The sequence below is a fragment of the Roseateles sp. genome (genome assembly GCF_039595595.1).
Classification (GTDB): domain Bacteria; phylum Pseudomonadota; class Gammaproteobacteria; order Burkholderiales; family Burkholderiaceae_C; genus Roseateles.
On record NZ_JBCNLG010000029.1, the window covers coordinates 1 to 22211 of the forward strand.

At 69.1% G+C, this 22211-nt stretch carries 19 protein-coding genes and 1 pseudogene; 12 read left to right on the plus strand and 8 right to left on the minus strand.

Annotation, left to right across the window (positions count from 1 at the left end; translation table 11 throughout):
- Together ABDW61_RS22740 and ABDW61_RS22745 are read left to right on the plus strand one after the other, a co-directional pair.
- Window positions 1-109 (plus strand): annotated as a pseudogene (locus ABDW61_RS22740) (IS110 family transposase); the annotation flags it as partial.
- Window positions 110-280: 171 nt separating this feature from the next.
- Window positions 281-1192, plus strand: a complete 912-nt coding sequence (locus tag ABDW61_RS22745) for a hydroxymethylglutaryl-CoA lyase (protein ID WP_343642008.1) — start codon at window positions 281-283, stop codon at window positions 1190-1192.
- A gap of 37 nt (window positions 1193-1229) precedes the next feature.
- On the opposite strand, the gene ABDW61_RS22750 is transcribed toward ABDW61_RS22745, so the two are convergent.
- Complete coding sequence (locus ABDW61_RS22750) at window positions 1230-1676, minus strand: VOC family protein (RefSeq protein ID WP_343642009.1); 447 nt, start codon at window positions 1674-1676, stop codon at window positions 1230-1232.
- 225 nt (window positions 1677-1901) lie between these two features.
- Here ABDW61_RS22750 and ABDW61_RS22755 point away from each other — a divergent pair, with 225 nt between their 5' ends.
- Window positions 1902-2483 carry a ComF family protein gene (locus ABDW61_RS22755; protein ID WP_343642011.1) on the plus strand — a complete coding sequence of 194 codons (582 nt, stop codon included), beginning with the start codon at window positions 1902-1904 and terminating at the stop codon, window positions 2481-2483.
- A 14-nt stretch (window positions 2484-2497) separates the two neighbouring features.
- Window positions 2498-3055, plus strand: a complete 558-nt coding sequence (locus ABDW61_RS22760; protein WP_343642012.1) for a hypothetical protein — start codon at window positions 2498-2500, stop codon at window positions 3053-3055.
- Between the two features lie 21 nt (window positions 3056-3076).
- Here the strand turns inward: ABDW61_RS22760 and ABDW61_RS22765 are convergent, their stop codons facing one another.
- On the minus strand, window positions 3077-3574 hold the full coding sequence (locus ABDW61_RS22765; protein ID WP_343642014.1) for a hypothetical protein: 498 nt from the start codon (window positions 3572-3574) through the stop codon (window positions 3077-3079).
- A gap of 146 nt (window positions 3575-3720) precedes the next feature.
- Between ABDW61_RS22765 and ABDW61_RS22770 the strand changes: the two genes are divergently transcribed.
- The 3 genes from ABDW61_RS22770 to ABDW61_RS22780 all read left to right on the plus strand — a co-directional run bounded on the left by ABDW61_RS22770 (window position 3721) and on the right by ABDW61_RS22780 (window position 6032).
- Window positions 3721-5217, plus strand: a complete 1497-nt coding sequence (locus ABDW61_RS22770) for a hypothetical protein (protein WP_343642015.1) — start codon at window positions 3721-3723, stop codon at window positions 5215-5217.
- Window positions 5207-5521, plus strand: coding sequence for a hypothetical protein (locus tag ABDW61_RS22775; RefSeq protein ID WP_343642016.1), 315 nt, complete (start codon window positions 5207-5209; stop codon window positions 5519-5521). Before ABDW61_RS22770 ends, ABDW61_RS22775 begins: the two co-directional genes overlap by 11 nt.
- A gap of 205 nt (window positions 5522-5726) precedes the next feature.
- Window positions 5727-6032 carry a DUF883 family protein gene (locus tag ABDW61_RS22780; RefSeq protein ID WP_343642018.1) on the plus strand — a complete coding sequence of 102 codons (306 nt, stop codon included), beginning with the start codon at window positions 5727-5729 and terminating at the stop codon, window positions 6030-6032.
- A 39-nt stretch (window positions 6033-6071) separates the two neighbouring features.
- On the opposite strand, the gene ABDW61_RS22785 is transcribed toward ABDW61_RS22780, so the two are convergent.
- Entirely contained in the window at window positions 6072-8411 is a 2340-nt protein-coding gene (locus ABDW61_RS22785; protein ID WP_343642020.1) for an EAL domain-containing protein, read from the minus strand.
- Window positions 8412-8576: 165 nt separating this feature from the next.
- On the opposite strand from ABDW61_RS22785, the gene ABDW61_RS22790 reads away from it, so the two are divergent.
- Window positions 8577-8966 carry a phage holin family protein gene (locus tag ABDW61_RS22790; RefSeq protein WP_343642022.1) on the plus strand — a complete coding sequence of 130 codons (390 nt, stop codon included), beginning with the start codon at window positions 8577-8579 and terminating at the stop codon, window positions 8964-8966.
- Window positions 8966-9349 (plus strand): hypothetical protein, encoded by a 384-nt coding sequence (locus ABDW61_RS22795; RefSeq protein ID WP_343642024.1) that lies wholly within the window; start codon window positions 8966-8968, stop codon window positions 9347-9349. The genes ABDW61_RS22790 and ABDW61_RS22795 overlap by 1 nt, the downstream gene beginning before the upstream one ends.
- 3 nt (window positions 9350-9352) lie before the next feature.
- Here the strand turns inward: ABDW61_RS22795 and ABDW61_RS22800 are convergent, their stop codons facing one another.
- Both ABDW61_RS22800 and ABDW61_RS22805 read right to left on the minus strand, forming a co-directional pair.
- Window positions 9353-11731, minus strand: a complete 2379-nt coding sequence (locus ABDW61_RS22800; protein WP_343642084.1) for a YgiQ family radical SAM protein — start codon at window positions 11729-11731, stop codon at window positions 9353-9355.
- A gap of 143 nt (window positions 11732-11874) precedes the next feature.
- Window positions 11875-12612 carry a TetR family transcriptional regulator gene (locus ABDW61_RS22805; RefSeq protein WP_343642026.1) on the minus strand — a complete coding sequence of 246 codons (738 nt, stop codon included), beginning with the start codon at window positions 12610-12612 and terminating at the stop codon, window positions 11875-11877.
- A gap of 281 nt (window positions 12613-12893) precedes the next feature.
- Here ABDW61_RS22805 and ABDW61_RS22810 point away from each other — a divergent pair, with 281 nt between their 5' ends.
- From ABDW61_RS22810 to ABDW61_RS22820, 3 genes are read left to right on the plus strand one after another with little or no spacing between them, the layout of a single operon-like run.
- Window positions 12894-14093, plus strand: a complete 1200-nt coding sequence (locus tag ABDW61_RS22810; RefSeq protein ID WP_343642085.1) for an efflux RND transporter periplasmic adaptor subunit — start codon at window positions 12894-12896, stop codon at window positions 14091-14093.
- A 29-nt stretch (window positions 14094-14122) separates the two neighbouring features.
- Window positions 14123-17308, plus strand: coding sequence for an efflux RND transporter permease subunit (locus ABDW61_RS22815; RefSeq protein ID WP_343642028.1), 3186 nt, complete (start codon window positions 14123-14125; stop codon window positions 17306-17308).
- Between the two features lie 2 nt (window positions 17309-17310).
- Complete coding sequence (locus tag ABDW61_RS22820; protein WP_343642030.1) at window positions 17311-18726, plus strand: efflux transporter outer membrane subunit; 1416 nt, start codon at window positions 17311-17313, stop codon at window positions 18724-18726.
- A gap of 248 nt (window positions 18727-18974) precedes the next feature.
- Here the strand turns inward: ABDW61_RS22820 and ABDW61_RS22825 are convergent, their stop codons facing one another.
- From ABDW61_RS22825 to ABDW61_RS22835, 3 genes are all read right to left on the minus strand, one after another.
- The gene (locus ABDW61_RS22825; RefSeq protein WP_343642032.1) at window positions 18975-19877 is read right to left on the minus strand and encodes an NAD(P)-dependent oxidoreductase; all 903 of its coding nucleotides are present in this window, start codon (window positions 19875-19877) and stop codon (window positions 18975-18977) included.
- Window positions 19878-19920: 43 nt separating this feature from the next.
- A complete protein-coding gene (locus ABDW61_RS22830) occupies window positions 19921-21057 on the minus strand; it encodes a PilT/PilU family type 4a pilus ATPase (RefSeq protein WP_343642034.1) in 1137 nt (378 codons plus the stop codon).
- A 109-nt stretch (window positions 21058-21166) separates the two neighbouring features.
- Window positions 21167-22210, minus strand: coding sequence for a type IV pilus twitching motility protein PilT (locus tag ABDW61_RS22835; protein WP_343642036.1), 1044 nt, complete (start codon window positions 22208-22210; stop codon window positions 21167-21169).
- Window position 22211 lies beyond the last annotated feature (1 nt).

The window sequence follows — 22211 nt, forward strand, 5'->3', positions numbered from 1 at the left end:
GGGAAAGGCCTACAAGGTCGCCATGACCGCGTGCATGCGCAAGCTGCTGATCATCCTCAACGCCATCCTCAAGTCCGGTCAACCATGGAGGCAAATCGAGAGCGCTTGACACGGTTGCTCTCCCCGCGAAGCGGGGCGAGGGAGTAACACCAGCGACGCGGAGCCCTTGAACTCCCTCTCCCGCAGGGCGGGAGAGGGTAGGGGAGAGGGTGGGAGCGTTGCAAACCTCGGTCGGCAATGCCGCCGATCTTGTCGAATCCTATAGCTGAAGGAATCAGCCATGACCGCATTGCCCACACATGTCACCCTGGTCGATGTTGGCCCACGCGACGGCCTGCAGAACGAAAAGGAGAACGTCGGTACCGCCGACAAGGCCAAGCTGGTGGCGATGCTCCAGGATGCCGGTCTCAAGGAGATCGAGGTCACCAGTTTCGTCTCGCCCAAGTGGGTGCCGCAGATGGCGGACAACACCGCGGTGATGGCCGCCATCGAGCGCCGGCCTGGCGTCCGGCACAGCGTGCTGGTGCCCAACATGAAGGGGCTCGAAGGCGCGCTGCCGACGCGGCCTGATGAAGTGGTCGTCTTCGCCGCCGCGTCGGAGGCCTTCTCGCAGAAGAACATCAACTGCTCGATCGCCGAGAGCATCGAGCGCTTCGCCCCGGTCGTGGCCGCGGCCCACGAGGCTGGCATCAAAGTGCGCGGCGCGCTGTCGTGCTCGGTCGGCTGCCCATATCAGGGCGAGGTCTCGGCCGACGAGGTCGAGCGCGTCGTGAAGCTGATGAAGGGCATCGGCGTCGATCACCTCGGCGTGGCCGACACGATCGGCGTCGGCACGCCGCGCAAGGTGCAGGCGGCGATGGAGCGGGCGCTCAAGCACTATCCGCTGGTCGAGGTCAGCGGTCATTTCCACGACACCTACGGCCAGGCGTTGACCAACATCTACGCCTGCCTGGAGCTCGGCATCCACACCTTCGACGCGAGCGTCGCTGGCCTGGGGGGCTGCCCGTACGCGAAGGGCGCGACCGGCAACGTCGCGACCGAGGACGTGGTGTTCATGCTGAACGGCCTGGGTATCGAGACCGGCATCGATCTGGACAAGCTCGTCGATGCCGGCGCGTTCATCTCGGGCGTGCTGGGCCGCCCGCCGGTCTCGCGCGTCGGCCGCGCGATCCTGGCCAAGCGCGGGGGCTGAGGCCCCGCGCGGGCCGGGGAAGGGCCGACGTTCGTGTTCAACCCCTGACCCGCTCGACGAACCACCACAGGTGGCCGTCCAGATCCAGCGCGCCGTAGTTCTTGTCGGCCCAGTACTCGGGCCCGTAGTCCTCGACCTTGGGTTCGTGGACGATGCGCGCGCCCGCCTGGCGGGCGTGCTCGCAATGCGCCTGGGCATCGTCGACGTAGATCATCAGGCTCTGCGTGTTCGCCCCGCCCAGCGCCAGCGGGCTGCGCAGCGGAATGCCGAAGCGCTGCGAACGCTTCCCCTCGCCGCCCTCGCTGACCATGATCAGCGCCTCGCCGTAGACCAGCTGGCTGTGGACGACCGAGCCATCCTCGCCATCGACCCGCAGCTGCACCTCGAACCCGAAGGCCTCGCACAGCCACGGGATCGCCTTCGCGGCGCTGTCGTAGAACACGGCGCTGGACAGTCGCGGCCAGCCGGCGGGAGTAGGTTTCATCTCAGCTCCTTGACAGGGCTCAGGACTCGAAACGAGCAAGCCTTCAGCATAGGCGCCCCGCCCGCGCCCTCGCAAGCCTGACTTCCAGCACCGCTGCGGCCCCCTCGCGCCGGTCCGAGGCCCGATCGCCAGCGCCCGGTCAGCGGCCGCATGACGGGTGCATCTCGAACCATCCGTTCGCACCCCTTCGACCAAGACGTCTTTCCACCATCGAAAGGCGTGGCGATGAAGGTCTCCCTGCGACAGATCGACGGTCCATGGACCGCCGGCTACGTGCTGGACAAGCACATGCTCCACAGCGTCTTCCTCGGCGACGACAGCCAGGGCCATCCCCGGTTCGACAACACCCGCACCGAGGTCGGCGAGGCCGTCTTCCGCCTCAAGTACCGCGGCGAGCGCGAGCAGGCCGAGCCGCTCGCCCGCGCGCTGCAGACGCATGTGATGCCGCGCTTGGGCCCGATCGGCTTCATCGTGCCGATGCCGGCGTCACGCGTGCGGCCCTGGCAGCCAGTCGCTGCCGTGGCCCGTGCGCTGGCGCTGCGGATGCGCATTCCCGTCTTCGAACGCTTGCTGCTCAAAACCTCACTGTCGCGGCCATTGAAGGACCTGCCCACGCGCGAAGAGAAAATGCATGCCCTCGCCGGCACCTTCACGCTGCATGACGAGATCCGCAACCAGGGCCTTTGGAACGCGCTGCTGATCGACGACCTCTACGACAGCGGCGCCACGATGGAAGTGGCCAGCCTGCTGCTGCGCAAGTACCGCAAGGTGAATCACCTCTATGTCGCCGCGCTGACCTGGAAGTAAGGAAGAACGCCTCGATGACCACCGTCTTCATCGCCGGATCGATCGGCCTCAAGCACCTGGACCGCCAGGTCCTGGAGCGCATCGAGCGCGTTGTCCAGCAGGACTTCGACATCGTCGTCGGCGACGCGGACGGTGTCGACGCCGCCGCCCAGCGCCACCTGCTCGCGATCGGCGCCACGCGCGTCACCGTCTACTGCGCCGGCGACACGCCGCGCCAGAACCTGGGCGACTGGCCCGTCGGCGCGGTGGCCTCGCCCCATGCCCGCGGTTCGCGCGCCTTCTTCGCCGCGAAGGACCGGCGCATGGCGGAACTGGCGGACTACGGCTTGATGGTCTGGGACGCGCGCAGCACCGGCACGCTGGCCAACATCCTCGAGATGCTGGAACGCCGCAAGAAATCGGCGGTCTTCGTCAACAAGCTCAAGGCGTTCGAGAACATCGGCAACGCGGATCAGCTCGAGGCGCTGGTCGCACGGATGTCCGACTCCGCGCGCCGCAGGGCCGAAGAGAAGCTCCAGCTCTCCGACCGCCTGCTCGCGCTGCGGCATGAGCAGCAGCGGATGTTCGGGTGACGCCGTGCGGGGACTCGCCGCTCACCCCGCCGCCAGCGTCCGCTCGACGCTCTCGCGGAACTTGCTTGCGCGCTCGACATCCGATTGCGCCTCGATGCGCTCGCAGCACAGGTCCACCCATTCCATGAAGCGGCTCTCGGTGTCGGCCTGGCGCACCAGATCGCGCAGCTCCCCTTCTCGGCCGGCCAGCATCCGCGTCACCAGGTCGAGCGCGAAGAACTTCGTCGACACCAGCCGCTTCGCGCGCTCCTGCGCCGCGCGGGCGATGGCGAGAACCTCGCGGGCCTCGTCGGCGTCCACGGCCTTGGGCAGCTCGATCAGGCCCTGGTCGGCCAGTTGCTTGAGGCCGTCCTCGCCCAGCCCCAGCCCGCGTCCGAGGCGTCGCAGTTCGTCGGCGTCACGTTGGCCATCGACGGTGATCAGCAGCGCGCGCAGCGCGGCCGGCAGCCGCCGCTGCCCGGGCGCCAGCAACTGGCGCGCGAGCTCGGTCTTGCGGGGAGGTGTAACGGAAGTTTGCATGGCGGTCGGAATGTTGCAGAGCGGCCGTGCAGGCTTGATGACAGTCCGCCATGGCCCTCCCCAATCCGTACGTTGCCGATGGCTGCGCGGCTCCGCACAATCGGCCGCTTCCCGCGCATGCGGGCATTCATGACAGGGAGGCGTTCATGGACAAACTGGTGGTCATCCATCGCGGCGCGCTGCGCACGAAGTACGGCGCCTCGGGGCTGAAGAAGATCGATGCCGCGCTCGCCAGGCTGGTCCGGCAGGACAAGAAGCGTGGCATCGACACGACGCTGGTCGCCGTGGATCTGGCGTCCGAGATGAAGCCCTTGCGGGCCCCGGTGGTGCCGGCCAAGCCGGATGCGCGCTCGCTCAAGGCGGCGATCGACGCGCTGGCCAAGGCGCGCCAGCCGCATTACTTCGTGCTGCTTGGCGGGCCGGACGTGCTGCCGATGGTCGCGCTGAAGAATCCCGCGCCGTCCGACGGTGACGCACACGTGCCCAGCGACCTGCCGTATGCCTGCGAGGCCGCCTACAGCACCGATCCGAACCGCTTCCTGGGTCCGACACGCGTGCTGGGCCGGCTCCCGGATCTGCCGGGCGCCAGCAAGCCCGAGCTGCTGCTGCAGCTGATCAAGGCCGCCGCCGACCACCAGTCCCGCGACCGCCGTGACTTCGACACCAGCTTCGGCCTGTCGGCCGAGGTGTGGCAGGCGTCGACGCGCCAGAGCCTGGACAACACCTTCGGGCCGGCCAACCCGCTGCACCTGTCGCCGCCGGACGGCCCCGGCTGGACCCAGGCGGAACTGGCGCCGCGCATGCACTTCATCAACTGCCATGGCGCGGAGCACGACACGTCCTACTACGGTCAGCATGGCCGGGACTTCCCGGAGGCGATGACCTCCGCCGGCGTCAAGGGCCGCATCACGCCAGGCTCGGTCGTCGCGGCCGAATGCTGCTACGGCGCCCAGGTCTTCGATCCGGCGCTGGCGGACTCGGGCGAGTGGCCGATCTCGGTGCGCTATCTGGCCGACGGCGCGGCCGCATTCGTCGGCAGCACGACGATCGCCTACGGGCCCAGCGCCGGCAACGGCTCGGCGGATCTGATCTGCCAGTTCTTCCTGCAGCGCGTGCTGACGGGCGCCTCGAGCGGCCGCGCGTTGCTCGAGGCGCGCCAGCAGTTCGCCGGCGCCCGCACCCACCTGGACCCGGTCGACCTCAAGACGCTGGCGCAGTTCTATCTGCTTGGCGATCCGTCGCTGCAGCCGGTCACCTTCGTGGGCCACGCGCTGACGAAGACCCAGGCGTTCAAGCGCGCGTTCGCGGCGGTGCAGGACCGCGGCGTGCGCGGCCTGCGCCGCGAGCGGCTGGAGCGGGAAGGGCGCAACCTGGCGCGCTCGCTGCCGCGGCTGAAATCCATCGAGGCCAAGCCCGCCGCTGCCGTGACCCAGGCGGTGACGCCCATGCTGCGCGAGTCCGGACTGGCGCCGGCGGACTGCCAGCGCACCAGCTACGAAGTCGTGGGCGCGCCCGACCGGCGTGTCGTCCACATCTACACCGCCAGTCTGCCGGCAGTGGATGCGACGCTGCGGCCGCTCTCGCTGGTCGCCACCGAGCAAGGCGGCCGGCTGCTCCACGTGAGACGCATGCATGCCCGCTGATCCTCCGGCTGCTGGCGATCCCGGCGATCCTGGCGCTCCGGCCCCTTCCCCGGCGCGGCTGCGGGGCCGCGTCGCCTGCGAGCGCCTGTCCGCGGGGAGCAAGAGCGACCGGATCGGCACGCTGCTGGCATTGCCCGACGGGCGCCGAGTGCCCTTGCGCCGGGCTGGCGGCAATCCCTTCCGGGATCCGGAACTGGAGGCGCTCGAGGGCCAGGTCTTGATCGTCGAAGGGGAAGCCCGCGCCAGTTATTTCCTGGTGCGCCACTACACCGTGTGCGGCGACGATGACGGGCCGTCCGGCTGAGGGACGACCGCAGCGCTGGGCCGCGCGCACCGACGGGCACGCCATGTGCCCGGAGGGCGCTCAAGGTTCGCGTATCGGCAAACCCGCGCGTCGCGGTCGGACACCCGAGGGGCCGACTTGCCGGACGTTGCTCGACAGACGTACAACTGGACTTCGTTCCGCGCCGATGCGCTTTTGATCACCCACCGAAAAAGGAGTACTGCTCATGGCCAAGACCTCTCCCTCCGACCGCCTGCTGTCCGATCTGCACCAGGTGGTGACGGATGCCGAGTCGCTGCTGCGCGCCACCGCCGACCAGACCAGCGCCGGCGCATCCGAGCTGCGGGCCCGGGTGCAGTCGACGCTGGACCGCGCCAAGACCAGCCTGGGCGACTTCCAGTCCGCGGCGGTCGAGCGCGCCAAGGCTGCCAGCAAGGCGACCGACGACTATGTGCATGACAACCCCTGGCAGTCGATCGGCGTGGCCGCCGGTGTCGGCCTGCTGCTGGGCCTGCTGATCAGCCGCCGCTGAGCGGCTTGAAGCCGGTGGCGGCCCTCGCGCCGCTGCCGCTCACCGCGCGCCGGTGGCCGGCGAGGCGTCCGCCGCCGCGCAGGGGGGCTGGCAAGGCGCCGGCGATGCGGCCGCATGAGCCGCCGCGGAGGTCCAGGACCTGGGCTCGGCCAGCCAGCGCTCGAGCTCCTCGCCCGGCATCGGCTTGGCGAACAGCCAGCCCTGGCCTTCGTGGCAGCCTAGCGCCAGCAGATGCTGGCGCTGTTCTTCCGTCTCGATGCCTTCGGCGACCACCCGCATGCCCAGGCTGCATCCCAGGTTCACCACCATCTGCGCGATCGTCGCGCCGGCCGCGGAACTCTGGGCCTCGCGCACGAAGGCGCGGTCGATCTTGAGCCGCTCGACGTCCAGCCGCCGCAGCTGGCTCAGCGACGAGAAGCCGGTGCCGAAGTCGTCGATCGCGACCGACGCGCCGGTGCCGCGGATCTCCGCCAGCACGCGCAGCACGGCCGAGACCTCTTCCATCGCCATCGATTCGGTGATCTCCAGCTCCAGCGCGGCGCCGGGCACGTCGGCATCGGCCAGCGCGCGGCGCACCGTGTCGATGAAGGCCGGATGCCGGAACTGCGCCAGCGAGATGTTCACCGCGACGCGGAAGTCCGCGTAGCCCGCGTCGCGCAACTGGCGCACCTGGTGACAGGCGGTCCTCAGCACGAATTCCCCGATCGGCACGATCAGGCCGGACTGCTCGGCCAGCGGGATGAACTGGTCCGGCGGCACGAACTTGCCGTCGGCGGTGCGCCAGCGCAGCAGCGCCTCGGCGCCGATGACGCGATGCGTGGCCAGCTCCACCTGGGGCTGGTAGACGACGAACAGCCGCCGCTCCTCGAAGCTCGCGCGCAGCCCCTTGAGCAGCTTGAAGCGCTCGCGGGCGTCGACGCCCATCTCCGGCGAGAAGTATTGCGACGCGCCGCGGTTGCCGGCCTTGGCCCGCTTGAGCGCGATCTGCGCGTCGAGCAGCAGCTCCGAGCCCAGCGCGCGCGACTGCGCCAGCCGCACCAGCCCGGTGGTGGCCGAGAGCTGCAGCCGTTCGCCGGCGACGGTGAAGGGGTCCTCGAAGACCAGCGCGATGCGCTGGCCATTGACCATCTCGTCGGGGCCCAGCAGTCCGAACGCGTTCGACGAGATCCGCGCCATCGCGGTGTTCAGGCCCAGGCGCTGCGCCAGCCGCTGCGACACCGCCTGCAGCACCTGATCGCCGAAGCGGTGGCCGAAGGCGTCGTTGACGTCGGCGAAGTCGTCCAGGTCGATCAGCGCCAGCGTGATGCCTTCGGGGGTCTTGAGGTTGTGCTCGAGGACCTCGATGAAGCGCGTGCGGTTGGGCAGCTGCAGCAGCGGGTCGTTGTAGGCCTGGTCCGTCAGCTGCGTGTAGAGCATGACGTTCTCGAAGCCGACCGCGATGTTGGAGCAGAACGCGCGCAGCAGCTGGCGGTCGAGCTCGTCGAGCTCGCGCGGCACTTCGACCAGCGCCGCCATCGCGCGCCCGGTCGGGAGCCCGAAGTACAGGACGGTGCAGCCGTGCTCGTGCAGGTTGTGGCCGGCGGCCAGGCAACGCGCGAGCAGGTCCCGCACCTTGCCGGCCGGCACGGCGCGCAGCGGCCGGTTGATCAGCGAGCTGTACTGGCCGGCGGCCGCGATGACGCGGGCTTCGCCGGTGGCGTCGTCATGGGTCTGCACGCAGACCAGGCCCTCCGGCAGCGTGCCCAGCAGCGCGCAGAGCTGCGTCACCACGCCCTCGGCGAAGCGGTGCAGCCCGTGCTGGCGGCCGAGCTCGGTGCTGGCCTCGACGATCATCTCCAGACCCTGCCGGTTCGCCTCCAGCGCGCGGATCTGGCGGTAGGAGCGGATCGCGGCCGTCAGCACCGTGTAGAGCCGCGTGCGGGTCAGCTCCGACTTGGTCTTGTAGTCGTTGATGTCGTAGGCCTGGACCGTCTCGATCTCCGGCGCGTAGCCGGGCTGACCGGTGCGCAGCACGATGCGCACGGCGCGCAGGCGCAGTTCGTCGCGGATGTGGCGCACCAGTTGCAGGCCGGCGTCGTCGGACTCCATGACCACGTCCAGCAGCACGACCGCGATGTCGGGCTCGTGGCTGAGCAGGGAACGCGCTTCGGCGGCGGATTTCGCATGGAGGAAGGCCAGCGGCTGTCCCTCCACCTGCAGGCCTTGCATGGCAAGCTCGGTGGCCTTGTGGACATCGCTGTCGTCGTCGACGATCAACACCCGCCAGGGCTTGCGCGGGGACGGGTCGTCCAGCAGCGCGTGCTCGGGGTCGTCCAGGAACTGCAGCAGGTCGTCGTCCTCGACGACGGCGGAATGCGGCGTGTGCTGGCGATCAGGCATTGAATGGACCTTGTCAGGCCGGGCGGCGCGCGGCGCGCGAAACCAGGCGTTACCGCACTTTAGCCCAAGGCCTGAGACCGGGATGGACAAAGAACGCCCTCGTTTCCCCCGATTCAGTGATAGCTTCCGCAGTCCGGGGGGACCGGCACAGAGGGGAAACAGGCGATGGAATCACGCGATCCGGGGCTGACGGAGCGCCTGCGGCGCGTTGCCGAGCGGGCGCTCGAACTGGCCCGGGTGAGGCTGGAATTGCTGGGCGTGGAGCTGCAGGCGGAGCTGCTTCGGCTGTTCGGCGCGCTGACCGCGCTGCTGCTGGCCTTGCTGCTGGGTGTGGCGGCGCTGCTGATGCTGGTGGTCGCGCTGCTGCTGTGGGTGCCCGACGCCTGGCGAGCCCCCCTGGGTGCGGGGTTGGGCGCGGCCTTCCTGGCCGGGGCGCTGCTGTCCTGGCAATGGGCGAAGCGGCAGTTGACGGCTGGCCGGCCCTTCGCGGCGAGCGTCGCGGAGCTGGCCCGGGATCAGCGCGCGATCCGGCCTGACGCGCAGGATCAACCGTGATGTGGGGCGAGGCCGGGCAGCGGCTGAAGCTGCGGCAACTCGAACTGCAACTGCGCAGCGCCGAGCTGCGGATCGGGCTGGTGAACGAGCTGCGGGCGCTGGAGCGTCCGATGCAATGGGCCGAACGGGGCCACGCGCTCTGGCGCCTGGCCAGCAGCCTGCCGCGGCTGTGGCGCACGGTGGCGGCGCTGGCTGCCGCGGGCGGTCTGGCCGGCCTGACGCGAGCCTTCCGGCGGCGCGGCCCGGAGGCGGCGGACAGTCCGCCCGGCCGCATCGCGCGGCTGTGGGCCTGGATCAGCCTGGGCTGGAAAGTCTGGCAGTGGGTCAAGCCGGCCGAGACGGCGGCCCAGGACCGCGACCCGGAAGGCCGGCCCCGGTCCTGAGGCTCAGCGCGGACCGCGCTTGGCCGCCGGCTTGCCGCGCGGCGCCGGCTTGGCGCCAGTGACTCGCGGTGGCAGCCCGGTGTGCTGCGTCAGCAGCTGTCCCGAACGCGGCTTGTTCGGCGCGACCTTCTGGCCGGCCTGCGTCGAGTTCTTGCGCCGCGCCGATTCGTAGCCGCCATCGGTCGCCGGCTGGAAGGTCGGGATCAGGTGATGCTTGCCGTTGCCGATCAGGTCGGCGCGGCCCATCTCCTTGAGCGCCTCGCGCAGCAGCGGCCAGTTGTTCGGGTCGTGGTAGCGCAGGAAGGCCTTGTGCAGGCGCCGCCGGCGCTCGCCCTTGACGATGTCGACCGGCTCGCTGTCGCGCGTCACCTTCTTCAGCGGGTTCTTGCCCGAGTGGTACATCGCCGTGGCCGTCGCCATCGGGCTCGGGTAGAAAGTCTGCACCTGGTCCGCGCGGAAGCCGTTGCGCTTGAGCCAGAGCGCCAGGTTCATCATGTCCTCGTCGGCCGTGCCCGGGTGCGCCGCGATGAAGTAGGGGATCAGGAACTGCTTCTTGCCGGCCGCCGCGCTGGCCTGCTCGAACAGCTGCTTGAAGCGGTCGTAGGTGCCGATGCCCGGCTTCATCATCTTGGACAGGGGACCGCCCTCGGTGTGCTCGGGCGCGATCTTCAGGTAGCCGCCGACGTGGTGCGTCACCAGCTCCTGGATGTACTCGGGCGATTCGATCGCCAGGTCGTAGCGCAGGCCCGAGCCGATCAGGATCTTCTTCACCCCGCGCAGCGCCCGGGCGCGGCGGTACAGCTTGATCAGCGGGCCGTGGTCGGTGTGCAGGTTCGGGCAGATGCCCGGATAGACGCAGCTGGGCTTGCGGCAGGCCGCCTCGATCTCGGGGCTCTTGCAGCCGATGTGCCACATGTTGGCCGTCGGGCCGCCCAGGTCCGAGATGATCCCGGTGAAGCCCTTGACCTTGTCGCGGATGTCCTCGATCTCGCGAATGATCGAGTCCTCGCTGCGGCTCTGGATCACGCGGCCCTCGTGCTCGGTGATCGAGCAGAAGGTGCAGCCGCCGAAGCAGCCGCGCATGATGTTCACGCTGAAGCGGATCATTTCCCACGCCGGGATCTTGGTCGCGTGATCGTGGCTGCCGTTCTCGTCGGCATAGACCGGATGCGGGCTGCGCGCGTAGGGCAGGTCGAAGACGTGATCCATCTCGACCGTCGTCAGCGGGATCGGCGGCGGGTTCAGCCAGACGTCGCGGTCGACGCCGCCCGACGAATGCCGCTGCACCAGCGCGCGGGCGTTGCCCGGATTGGTCTCCAGATGCAGCACGCGGTTGGCGTGTGCGTAGAGGACCGGATCGCTCTTGACCTGCTCGTAGGCGGGCAGGCGGATCACGGTGCGGTCGCGCGGCGTCACCAGCGCGCGGCCGTCGCTGCCGTTCCTGGCCAGCGTCTGGCGGACGATCTTGATCGGCTTGATCTCCGGCATGCCGGCCGCGGCGGCCGAGGCACCATCCGCGCCCGCCGCCTGCGACTGCTGCTTCGAGCAATCGGTGCCCTGTTCAGCGGCCGCTTCCTCGGTCGTCATGTAGGGGCTGAGCAGCGCGTCGATCCTGCCGGGCGCGTCGACCTCGGTGGAGTCGATCTCGAACCAGCCGTCCAGCGACGTGTCGTCGGGCCTGCGCATGAAGGCGGTGCCGCGCACGTCGGTGATCGATTCGATGGGCTTCTTCTGCGCCAGGCGGTGGGCGATCTCGATGATCGCGCGCTCGGCGTTGCCGTAGACGAGCAGGTCGGCCTTGGAATCCACCAGGATCGAGCGCCGGACCTTGTCCTGCCAGTAGTCGTAATGCGCGATGCGGCGCAGCGAGGCCTCGATGCCGCCGATGATCACGGGGACGTCCTTGAACGCCTCCTTGCAGCGCTGCGTGTAGACCAGCGTCGCGCGGTCCGGCCGCTTGCCCGCGGCGCCGCCCGGCGTATAGGCGTCGTCCGAGCGGATCTTCCGGTCGGCCGTGTAGTGATTGATCATCGAATCCATGTTGCCGGCCGCCACGCCGAAGAACAGGTTCGGTTTGCCCAGGGCCCGGAATGGATCCGCGGAGTTCCAGTCCGGCTGCGCGATGATCCCGACCCGGAATCCCTGCGCCTCCAGCGTTCGCCCGATCACCGCCATGCCGAAACTGGGGTGGTCCACGTAGGCGTCGCCGCTGACGATGATGATGTCGCAGCTGTCCCAGCCCAGCTGGGTCATTTCCTCGCGGGACACCGGCAGGAAGGGCGCGGGGCCGAAGCGCTTGGCCCAGAACGGGCGGTAGGCGGTCAGCGCCTTCTGGCCGGTCTTCTTCAGATCGGACAGCGGACGGGTGGGCGGAGGAGCGATGGACACGGCGGCGGCTCGGGCGTGGGCAACCGGCTATTGTCGCCGCACCCTGGGATTTCCCTCAGGGGACCCTGCCCAAATGCAGGGCTTTCCACCGGATTGACGGTCAATCGTGAGGATGGACGCCCGGGTCGGGACCGGGTTCAGACCTCGTCCGGCGCCCCTTCCGCGTCCGCTTCGACGTTCGTGCGGCCGGTCGAGCACACCGGTTGCCCGCCCAGCGCGCCGCGTTCCGCGGCGGTCAGCGGCGGGAAGCGGTTCGGCACCGCCACCGTCAACGAGGAGAGGTAATGCTCCAGCCGCGCCTGCCCGACCTCGATCAGGTCGAAGGCTTCCGGATCCAGCATCCAGTGGTGCAGCAAGCCGCCCACCAGCGCCATCAGGCCGATCGCCGCCTGCTGCGAGTCCACCTCCGCCGGCAGCTGACCCAGCGCCTTGGCGCGCTCGAAGGCGTCGCGGTTGTGGCCGGTCCATTCGCGGTGCGCGGCCACCTTGCGCTCGCGCACCGTGGCCATCTCGCCGACGAACTCGACCCGCGTGTTCGCGATTTCGAAGGCACGACGTGTGCGATCGTTGAACGCCGCACAGTGCATGACGTTCATCAGTCGCAGCCGCAAGTCGTCCAATGGCCGGTCCGGTCCAGGCGACACCGAGGCTTCGAAGTCCTCCTCCAGCGGCATGGTGGCGCGTTCCATCATGGCGTTGAAGAGCTGGACCTTGTCTTCGAAGTGCCAATAGACGGCGCCGCGCGTCACGCCCGCCGCCTGCGCGATGTCCTGCAGCGACGTCCGCGACACGCCGCGCTCATGGAACAGCTGTTCCGCGGCGTCGAGCAGACGAGCGCGGGTCTCCTGGGCTTCTTGTTTCGTGCGGCGGGCCATGGCGGCGATTGTAGAAGCACGGACCGGAAACATACATGCATGAATGTATGTATATACTGCGCAGCTTCGGGTCGATCCGCGGCGGCGTGGCGCGTCGTTGCGCAAGGGCCGGGACTTGCCACAAGATGCCCGCCGCCTTCCGTCGCCCCCGGTCCGGCCCTGTGGCCGCCGAGCCGCACAACTCTGATCTGTACTGCGAGAGGAATCCCATCGTGACGTCTACCCCTCTGACAAAAGCAACGCCGGGGTCGGAGCGCCCGGGCCTGAAGGCCGGCGCGCGCATGCTCTATCTGGTGCCGCTGGTGATTTCGATTGCCGCCGTGCTGACCGCCTGCGGCAAGGACGAGGCCGCCGGCAAGGGCGGCCCGGGCGGTGGCGGCATGCCTGCGCCCAATGTCGGCGTGGTCACGGTGGGCGAGCAGGCGGTGGCGCTGCAGACCGAATTGCCGGGCCGCGTCGAGGCGCTGCGCACCGCGCAGGTGCGGGCCCGTGTCAACGGCGTGATCCTGAAGCGCCTGTTCACCGAAGGCTCCGAAGTGAAGGCCGGCCAGCCGCTGTTCCTGATCGATCCGGCGCCGTACCAGGCGCAGGTCGACAGCGCCAACGCCGCCCTGGCCAAGGCGCAGGCGAACGAGGCGCAGGCCTCGGCCCAGGCCGCGCGCAACAAGCCGCTGGCCGATGCCAAGGCGATCAGCCAGCAGGAATACATCACCTCGGTGGCGGCCGCCAAGTCCGCCGCCGCGGACGTCGCCTCCGCCAAGGCCGCGCTGGTGCAGGCCAGGCTGAGCCTGGACTACGCGCATGTCTACGCCCCGATCTCGGGCCGCATCGGCCGCGCGCTGGTCACCGAAGGCGCGCTGGTCGGCGCCGCGGACGCGACGCAACTGGCGCTGATCCAACAGGTCAGCAGCGTCTATGTGAACTTCACGCAGTCGGCCAACGAGGTGCAGGCGATGCGCCGCGCGCTGGCCGCGGGCCAGCTGCGCAGCGCCGGCGCCAATGCGGCGCAGGTCGAGATCCTGGGCGACGACGGCAAGGTGCTGCCGCGCACCGGCAAGCTGCTGTTCACGGACCTGACGGTCGACCCGACCTCGGGCCAGGTCACGCTGCGCGCCGAGGTGCCCAACCCCGACAACGCGCTGCTGCCCGGCCAGTACGTGCGCGTGCGCGTCGCGCAGGCGGAACTGCCCTCGGCGGTGCTGCTGCCGCAGCAGGCGGTCACGCGCGGCTCCACCGGCGACACGGTGCTGGTGGTCGGTCCCGACAACAAGCCCGCGCCCCGCAAGGTCAAGGTCGGCAACGCGATCGGCAACCAGTGGGTGATCCTGGACGGGCTCAAGAGCGGCGAGAAGGTCATCGCCGACGGCTTCCAGAAGATGTTCGTCCCGGGCGCGCCGGTCAATCCGGTGCCGTTCAACCCGGCGAGCGCCGCTTCCGGAGCGGCCTCCGGCGCGGCTCCGGCGGCCTCGGCGAGCCGCTGAGCGCCTGACGCTCCGGAAGGATCCAAGACATGGCACGTTTCTTCATTGATCGCCCCATCTTCGCGTGGGTGATCGCCCTGTTCATCCTGGTCTTCGGCGGGGTGGCGATCACCCAGTTGCCGGTGGCGCAGTACCCGACCGTGGCGCCGCCCTCGCTGGTGATCTCGGTGGCCTACCCCGGCGCATCGGCCAAGACCCTGGACGAGGCGGTCGTCTCCGTCATCGAGCAGGAGCTCAACGGCGCTCCCGGCCTGGCCTACATGGAATCGATCAGCCAGGCCAACGGCACCGGCTCGATCACCGTGACCTTCGAGTCCGGCACCAACATCGACCTGGCGCAGGTCGAGATCCAGAACCGCCTCTCGCGCGCCACGCCGCGCCTGCCGGCGGCGGTCACGCAGCAGGGCGTGCGCGTGGACAAGTCGCGCTCCAACTTCCTGCTGTTCGTGACGCTGGCGTCCAAGGATGGCTCGATGGACCCGATCGCGCTGGGCGACTACGCCGCCCGCAACATCGTTCCTGAAATCCAGCGCATCCCCGGCGTCGGCCAGGCGCAGCTGTTCGGTTCCGAGCGCGCGATGCGCATCTGGCTCGACCCGGCCAGGATGCAGTCGTACAACCTCAGCCCGGCCGAGGTGAACGCGGCGATCTCGTCGCAGAACGCGCTGGTCCCGGCCGGCGTGCTGGGCGACCGGCCCAACACCACCAGCCAGACCATGTCGGCGACCATCGTCGTCAAGGGCCAGCTCGAGGACAAGGCGCAGTTCGAGAAGATCGTGCTGCGTGCCAACACCGACGGCTCCAAGGTGCTGCTCAAGGACGTGGCCCGCATCGAGCTGGGCGGCCAGAGCTATGCGACCTACACGCGGCTCAACGGCCAGCCGTCCACCGGCATCGGCGTGCAGCTCTCGCCCACCGGCAACGCGCTGGGCACCGCCACCGCGATCAAGAAACGGATGGAGGAGCTCAAGAAGTACTTCCCGGCCGGCGTGGACTACACGGTCCCGTACGACTCGTCCAAGTTCGTGAAGATCTCGATCTCGCAGGTCGTCGAGACGCTGGTCGAGGCCGTGATCCTGGTGTTCCTGGTGATGTACCTGTTCCTGCAGGACTGGCGCTACACGCTGATCCCGACGCTGGTGGTGCCGGTGGCGCTGCTGGGCACCTTCGGCGTGATGCTGACACTGGGCTTCTCGATCAACGTGCTGACGCTGTTCGGCATGGTGCTGGCGATCGGCATCCTGGTCGACGACGCGATCGTCGTCGTCGAGAACGTCGAGCGCATCATGAGCGAGGAGGGCCTGAGCCCGCGCGAGGCGACCAGGAAGGCGATGGGCCAGATCTCGGGCGCCATCATCGGCATCACCACGGTGCTGATCGCGGTGTTCGTGCCGATGGCGTTCTTCGCCGGCTCGGTGGGCAACATCTACCGCCAGTTCTCGCTGGCGATGGTGGCCTCGATGGCGCTGTCGGCGCTGATGGCGCTGTCGCTGACGCCGGCGCTGTGCTCGACGCTGCTCAAGCCGGTCGAGGCCGGCCACCACCACGAGAAGCGCGGCTTCTTCGGCTGGTTCAACCGCGGCTTCTCGCGCACCGCCAAGGGCTACGAGGGCTGGGTGTCCAGGCTGCTCAAGCGCAGCGGCAGCATGATGGTGGCCTTCGCCGCGATCGTGGCCGTGGTGGGCTGGCTCTACATCCGCATGCCGACCTCGTTCCTGCCGAACGAGGACCAGGGCTACCTGATCGTCAACGTCCAGCTGCCGCCGGGCGCCACGTCCAACCGGACGGAGGCGGCCGTGGCCGCGGTCGAGCAGTTCCTGCACAAGCAGCCGGAAGTGGCCGACACCATCGGCGTCATCGGCTTCTCGTTCTCGGGCCAAGGTCAGAACGCCGCGCTGGTGTTCGTGCCGCTCAAGCCGTGGGAGGAGCGCAAGGGCAAGGACCACACGGCGCAGGCGCTGGCCGGCCGCGTGATGGGCGCGATGATGATGGGCGTGCGCGACGCGTTCATCTTCCCGCTGTCGCCGCCGCCGATCCCCGAGCTGGGCACGGCGACCGGCTTCGCGCTGCGGCTGCAGGACCGCGGCGGCCTGGGCCACGAGGCGCTGCTGCAGGCCCGCAACCAGCTGATGGGCATGGCGCAGAAGAGCAAGCTCATCACCGCCATGCGGCCGGACGGCCTGGAGGACGCGCCGCAGCTGCAGATCGACATCGACCGCGACAAGGCGCAGGCGCTGGGCGTGGGCTACGACACGATCGCGCGCACGCTGGGCATCCAGCTGGGCTCGTCGTACGTGAACGACTTCCCGAGCACCGGCCGCATGCAGCGGGTCGTGGTGCAGGCCGACGCGCCCAAGCGCATGACGCCGGACGACGTGCTGGCGATCAACGTGACCAACGCGCAGGGCGCCAACGTGCCGCTGTCGGCCTTCGCGTCCAGCCGCTGGATCACCGGCCAGATGCAGGCCACCCGCTACAACGGCTATCCGGCGATGCGCCTGGCCGGCGACGCGGCGGCCGGGGCCTCGACGGGCCAGGCGATGAAGGAGCTCGAGTCGATGATCCAGCAGCTCCCGCCGGGCATCGGCTACGAGTGGACGGGCCTGTCGCGCGAGGAGCAGCTGTCGGGCTCGCAGGCCGGCATCCTGCTGGCGTTCTCGCTGCTGGCGGTGTTCCTGTGCCTGGCGGCGCTCTATGAGAGCTGGTCCATCCCGCTGTCGGTGATGCTGGTGGTGCCGCTGGGCCTGCTGGGCGCGCTGGCCGGGGCGACGCTGCGCGGCATGCCCAACGACGTGTACTTCAAGGTCGGCCTGATCACCATCATCGGCTTGTCGGCGAAGAACGCGATCCTGATCATCGAGTTCGCCAAGGACCTGCAGGCGCAGGGCAAGGGGCTGGTGGAGTCGGTGCTGGAGGCGGCGCATCTGCGCTTCCGGCCGATCATCATGACCTCGATGGCCTTCATCCTGGGCGTGACGCCGCTGTTCTTCGCCACTGGCGCGGGCTCGGCGAGCCAGCGCGCGATCGGCACCGGCGTGCTGTCGGGCATGGTGACGGCGACGCTGCTGGCGGTGGTGTTCGTGCCGGTGTTCTTCCTGGTCGTGCGGCGCTTCTTCAAGGGCAGCGAGCGCCAGCGCAAGATGTATGCGCATGAGCTCGATGGGCCCAATGCGGCCAAGGCCGTCGAAGCCGCGAAGAACGCGGACGGAGTCTGAAGATGATGACGAGAAAACTTTCCGTGATGGCCGCCGCGGCCGCGACGGTGGCGTTGCTGGCCGGTTGCGTGAACCTGGCGCCGGATCATCAGCGGCCCGAGGCGCCGGTGGCGCCGCAGTGGCCGCAGGGCCCGGGCGCGGAATCGGCTGATGGCAAGGCAGCGACCGAGCTGCAGTGGCAGCAGTTCTTCCGCGATGAGCGGCTCAAGCAACTGATCGAGCTGGCGCTGAAGAACAATCGCGACCTGCGCGTCGCGCTGTTGAACGTCGACGTGGCGCGGGCCCAGGCCAACGTCACGGCGGCGAGCCGCTGGCCGACGGTCAACGCCGGCTTGTCGGCGCAGCGCGGGCCGCAGACCACCGCCAATGGCGACAACAAGATCGTCAGCGTGTATCAGGCGGGCCTGCAGGTGACGTCCTACGAGATCGACCTGTTCAGCCGCGTGAAGAACCAGAGCGCCGCGTCCTTCGCGCAGTACCTGGCGACGGGCGAGGCGGCGCGTTCGGCGCAGATCAGCCTGGTGGCGGGCGTGGCGTCGGCCTATCTGGCGGTGCAGGCCGATGAGGAGCTGCTGGCGCTGACGCGGCAGACGCTGGCCACGCGCGAGGACAGCCTCAAGCTGATGCAGCTGAAGTTCGACAACGGCGCGGCGTCCAACCTGGACCTGAGCACGTCCAAGTCGTCCTATGAATCGGCGCGCGCCACGCTGGCGCAGGCCGAGCGCACGCGCCAGCAGGACTTGAACGCGCTGACGCTGTTGGTGGGGCAGGCGCTGCCGGAGTCGCTGCCGGCGGCCAAGCCGCTGAGCGACCAGACCATGGGCGCGCTGCTGGCGGGGCTGCCGTCGCAGGTGCTGGTGGACCGGCCCGATGTGCGGCAGGCCGAGCAGCAGCTGGTGGCGGCCGAGGCCAATATCGGCGTGGCGCGCGCGGCCTACTTCCCGAGCCTGACGCTGACGACCAGCGTGGGGACGGCGAGCAGCGCGTTGAAGGATCTGTTCAGCCAGAGCGCGTGGAGCATCGCGGGCTCGGCACTGATGCCGATCTTCGATGCGGGGCGGGTGAAGAACAGCGTCGCGGCGGCCAGGGCGAACCGCGAGATCGCGGTGGCGCAGTACGAGAAGACCGTGCAGACGGCCTTCAAGGAAGTGGCCGACGCGCTGGCCGGCAGAGCGACGCTGGATGAGCAGCTGCGCGCCCAGGATGCGCAAGCGCAGGCGGAAGCGACGCGGCTGGAACTGGTGGACCTGAGCTATCGCAATGGCGCGGCGTCCAGCCTGGATCTGCTGGATGCGCAGCGGGCGACTTTCGCGGCGCAGCAACTGGCCCTGCAGGTGCGGCTGGCGCAGTTGCAGAACCAGGTGCAGCTGTACAAGGTGCTCGGCGGGGGACTGGACGCGCAGCGTCAGCCGGGCTGATCCGCGCCTTACGCACGAGGCGCCGTGGTGAACTCCCTCGCCCCCCGCGAGGGGGGAGAGGGCAGGGGAGAGGGGGGGCTTCGAAGGGCAGCAGCGCTGTGGCGCGAGGCCCCTCTCCCCTTCCCTCTCCCCCTGGCGGGGGCGAGGGGGTTTACTGCGTCGTCCGGCTCGTCTTTACTCCCTCGCCCGCTTGCTTGCGGGCGGGAGTGAGGGCCAGCGGCCGGCGCAAACCGCCAGCACGCCTGTGATCAGCGCAGCCGCTTGATCAGACTCGAGGTATCGAACCGCCCGCCGCCCATGTTCTGGACATCGGCGTAGAACTGATCGACGAGCGCGGTGAGCGGCAGCCGCGCGCCGTTGCGGCGTGCCTCGTCGAGCACCAGTCCGAGGTCCTTGCGCATCCAGTCCACCGCGAAGCCGAAGTCGAACTTGTCGTCGACCATGGTCTTGCCGCGGTTGTCCATCTGCCAGCTCTGCGCCGCGCCCTTGCCGATGACGTCGAGCACCAGCGGCATCGGCAGCCCGCTCTTCTGTCCGAAGGCGATCGCTTCAGACAGTCCCTGGACGATGCCCGCGATGCAGATCTGGTTGACCATCTTCGCGAGCTGTCCCGCGCCGGCCTCGCCGACGCGCGTGACCGCCTTGCCGAAGTGCAGCGCATACGGGCGGATGCGCTCGAACACCGCCTCGTCGCCGCCGCACATCACGGTCAGCGCGCCATTCACCGCGCCCGCCTGCCCGCCGGACACCGGCGCGTCGATGAAATGCAGCCCCGCCTCGCCCGCCGCGGCGGACAGCTCGCGTGCGACCTCGGCGGAGGCCGTCGTGTGGTCGACGAACACCGCGCCCGGCTTCATCCCCGCCAGCGCACCCTCCGCGCCCAGCACCACCGAGCGCAAGTCCGCGTCGTTGCCGACGCAGCAGAACACGATGTCCGCCTCCCTGGCCGCCTCCCGCGGCGTCGCGCCCGTCTGGCCGCCGAACTCGGCGACCCAGGCCTGCGCCTTCGCCGCGGTCCGGTTGTAGACGTTGACCTGATGCCCGGCCTTGGCCAGGTGGCCTGCCATCGGGAAGCCCATCACGCCCAGCCCCAGGAAGGCGACGCGAAGGGGCGGGGTCGATTCGTAGGAACGCTGGCCGATGCTGCTCATGGAGGGACCTGTCACGGGTGGATGAAGACCCGTGGAGTGTCCCTCAGACGATGGTCAGATGCTCCGTGCCCGACGACAGATCGCCGCTACGCGCCCGCTCGCTGTTGAGCTTGATCTGCAGGCGCAGGTCGTTGACCGAGTCCGCGTTGCGCAGCGCGTCCTCGTAGGTCACCTTGCCCATCTCGTACAGGTCGAACAGCGCCTGGTCGAAGGTCTGCATGCCGAGCTCGCGCGAGCGCTTCATGATCTCCTTGATCTCGCCCACCTCGCCCTTGAAGATCAGGTCCGAGATCAGCGGCGTGTTCAGCAGGATCTCGACCGCCGCGATCCGCCCCTTGCCTTCCTGGCGCGGCAGCAGCCGCTGCGACACCAGCGCCTTCAGGTTCAGCGACAGGTCCATCAGCAACTGCGCGCGGCGCTCTTCCGGGAAGAAGTTGATGATCCGGTCCAGCGCCTGGTTGGCGCTGTTGGCGTGCAGCGTGGCCATGCACAGGTGACCGGTCTCGGCGAAGGCCACCGCGTGCTCCATCGTCTCGCGGTCGCGGATCTCGCCCATCAGGATCACGTCCGGCGCCTGGCGCAGCGTGTTCTTCAGCGCCTGCTCCCAGCCCTCGGTGTCGAGCCCGACCTCACGCTGGCTGACGATGCAGTTCTTGTGCGGGTGCACGAACTCCACCGGATCCTCGATCGTGATGATGTGGCCGTGCGTCGTCTCGTTGCGGTGATCGACCATCGCCGCCAGCGTCGTGCTCTTGCCCGAGCCCGTCGCGCCCACCAGGATCACCAGGCCGCGCTTGGTCTGCGTGACGTCCTTCAGCACGTGCGGCAGGTCCAGCGACTCGATCGTCGGCAGCGTCTGCGGAATGGTCCGCAGCACCAGCGCCACATGGCCCTGCTGGATGTAGGCGTTGACCCGGAAGCGGCCGATGCCCTGCGGCGAAATCGCGAAATTGCACTCCTTGGTGCGCTCGAAATCGGCCGCCTGCTTGTCGTTCATGATCGCCCGCGCCAGCTGCAGCGTGTGCTGGCCGGTCAGCGGCTGCGGCGACACCTTCGTCACCTTGCCGTCGACCTTGATCGCGGGCGGGAACTCCGCCGTCAGGAACAGGTCGGAGCCCTTGCGCGACACCATCAGCCGCAGCAGGTCGTTGATGAACTTGGTGGCCTGATCGCGTTCCATGGCGGGGTCCTGTCCTCTGTGCCGGCCGCCGGTCGGTCACCCGGGGCCCGGTCTGTCTGTCGTCGTGGGGGAAGAAGCGGGCCGCGGCGCCAGGCTGCGGCCGATGGCGTCAACCGGGGAAGTTCTCCGGCATCTTGGCCTTGCCGCGGGCCTCGGCCGGCGAGATCACGTTGCGGCGCACCAGCTCGGTCAGGTTCTGGTCCAGCGTCTGCATGCCCAGGTTGTTACCCGTCTGGATCGACGAATACATCTGCGCGATCTTGTTCTCGCGGATCAGGTTCCGGATCGCCGAGGTGCCCAGCATGATCTCGTGCGCCGCCACCCGGCCGCTGCCGTCCTTGGTCTTGCACAGCGTCTGCGAGATCACCGCCTGCAGCGATTCCGACAGCATCGCGCGGACCATGTCCTTCTCCGCCGCCGGGAACACGTCGACGATCCGGTCCACCGTCTTGGCGGCGGACGAGGTGTGCAGCGTGCCGAAGACCAGGTGGCCCGTCTCCGCTGCGGTCAGCGCCAGGCGGATGGTTTCCAGGTCGCGCATTTCGCCCACCAGGATGCAGTCCGGGTCTTCCCGCAGCGCCGAGCGCAGCGCGTTGGCGAAGCTCATCGTGTGCGGGCCCACCTCACGCTGGTTGACCAGGCACTTCTTGGACTCGTGGACGAATTCGATCGGGTCCTCGACGGTCAGGATGTGGCCGTACTCGTTCTCGTTGAGGTGGTTGACCATCGCGGCCAGCGTCGTCGACTTGCCCGAGCCCGTCGGGCCGGTGACCAGCACGATGCCGCGCGGCTTCATCGCCAGCTCGGTGAAGACCTTGGGGCAGTTGAGCTGCTCCAGCGTCAGGATCTTGCTCGGAATGGTCCGGAAGACGGCGCCGGCGCCGCGGTTCTGGTTGAACGCGTTGACGCGGAAGCGCGCCAGGCCCTGGATCTCGAACGAGAAGTCGCATTCCAGCGTCTCCTCATACATCTTGCGCTGGGCGTCGCTCATGATGTCGTACACCATGTCGTGCACCTGGCGATGCTCGAGCGCCTCGACGTTGATGCGGCGCACGTCGCCATGGACGCGGATCATGGGCGGGAGCCCAGCGGACAAGTGGAGGTCGGAGGCCTTGTTCTTGACCGAGAATGCCAGCAGTTGGGTGATGTCCATG

Excerpts from the sequence above, each read along its gene's own strand:
- ABDW61_RS22745 (WP_343642008.1), top strand. The coding sequence starts at position 281 with ATGACCGCATTGCCCACACATGTCACCCTGGTCGATGTTGGCCCACGC.
- ABDW61_RS22750 (WP_343642009.1), bottom strand. The coding sequence starts at position 1,676 with ATGAAACCTACTCCCGCCGGCTGGCCGCGACTGTCCAGCGCCGTGTTC.
- ABDW61_RS22755 (WP_343642011.1), top strand. The coding sequence starts at position 1,902 with ATGAAGGTCTCCCTGCGACAGATCGACGGTCCATGGACCGCCGGCTAC.
- ABDW61_RS22760 (WP_343642012.1), top strand. The coding sequence starts at position 2,498 with ATGACCACCGTCTTCATCGCCGGATCGATCGGCCTCAAGCACCTGGAC.
- ABDW61_RS22765 (WP_343642014.1), bottom strand. The coding sequence starts at position 3,574 with ATGCAAACTTCCGTTACACCTCCCCGCAAGACCGAGCTCGCGCGCCAG.
- ABDW61_RS22770 (WP_343642015.1), top strand. The coding sequence starts at position 3,721 with ATGGACAAACTGGTGGTCATCCATCGCGGCGCGCTGCGCACGAAGTAC.
- ABDW61_RS22775 (WP_343642016.1), top strand. The coding sequence starts at position 5,207 with ATGCCCGCTGATCCTCCGGCTGCTGGCGATCCCGGCGATCCTGGCGCT.
- ABDW61_RS22780 (WP_343642018.1), top strand. The coding sequence starts at position 5,727 with ATGGCCAAGACCTCTCCCTCCGACCGCCTGCTGTCCGATCTGCACCAG.
- ABDW61_RS22785 (WP_343642020.1), bottom strand. The coding sequence starts at position 8,411 with ATGCCTGATCGCCAGCACACGCCGCATTCCGCCGTCGTCGAGGACGAC.
- ABDW61_RS22790 (WP_343642022.1), top strand. The coding sequence starts at position 8,577 with ATGGAATCACGCGATCCGGGGCTGACGGAGCGCCTGCGGCGCGTTGCC.
- ABDW61_RS22795 (WP_343642024.1), top strand. The coding sequence starts at position 8,966 with ATGTGGGGCGAGGCCGGGCAGCGGCTGAAGCTGCGGCAACTCGAACTG.
- ABDW61_RS22805 (WP_343642026.1), bottom strand. The coding sequence starts at position 12,612 with ATGGCCCGCCGCACGAAACAAGAAGCCCAGGAGACCCGCGCTCGTCTG.
- ABDW61_RS22810 (WP_343642085.1), top strand. The coding sequence starts at position 12,894 with ATGCTCTATCTGGTGCCGCTGGTGATTTCGATTGCCGCCGTGCTGACC.
- ABDW61_RS22815 (WP_343642028.1), top strand. The coding sequence starts at position 14,123 with ATGGCACGTTTCTTCATTGATCGCCCCATCTTCGCGTGGGTGATCGCC.
- ABDW61_RS22820 (WP_343642030.1), top strand. The coding sequence starts at position 17,311 with ATGATGACGAGAAAACTTTCCGTGATGGCCGCCGCGGCCGCGACGGTG.
- ABDW61_RS22825 (WP_343642032.1), bottom strand. The coding sequence starts at position 19,877 with ATGAGCAGCATCGGCCAGCGTTCCTACGAATCGACCCCGCCCCTTCGC.
- ABDW61_RS22830 (WP_343642034.1), bottom strand. The coding sequence starts at position 21,057 with ATGGAACGCGATCAGGCCACCAAGTTCATCAACGACCTGCTGCGGCTG.
- ABDW61_RS22835 (WP_343642036.1), bottom strand. The coding sequence starts at position 22,210 with ATGGACATCACCCAACTGCTGGCATTCTCGGTCAAGAACAAGGCCTCC.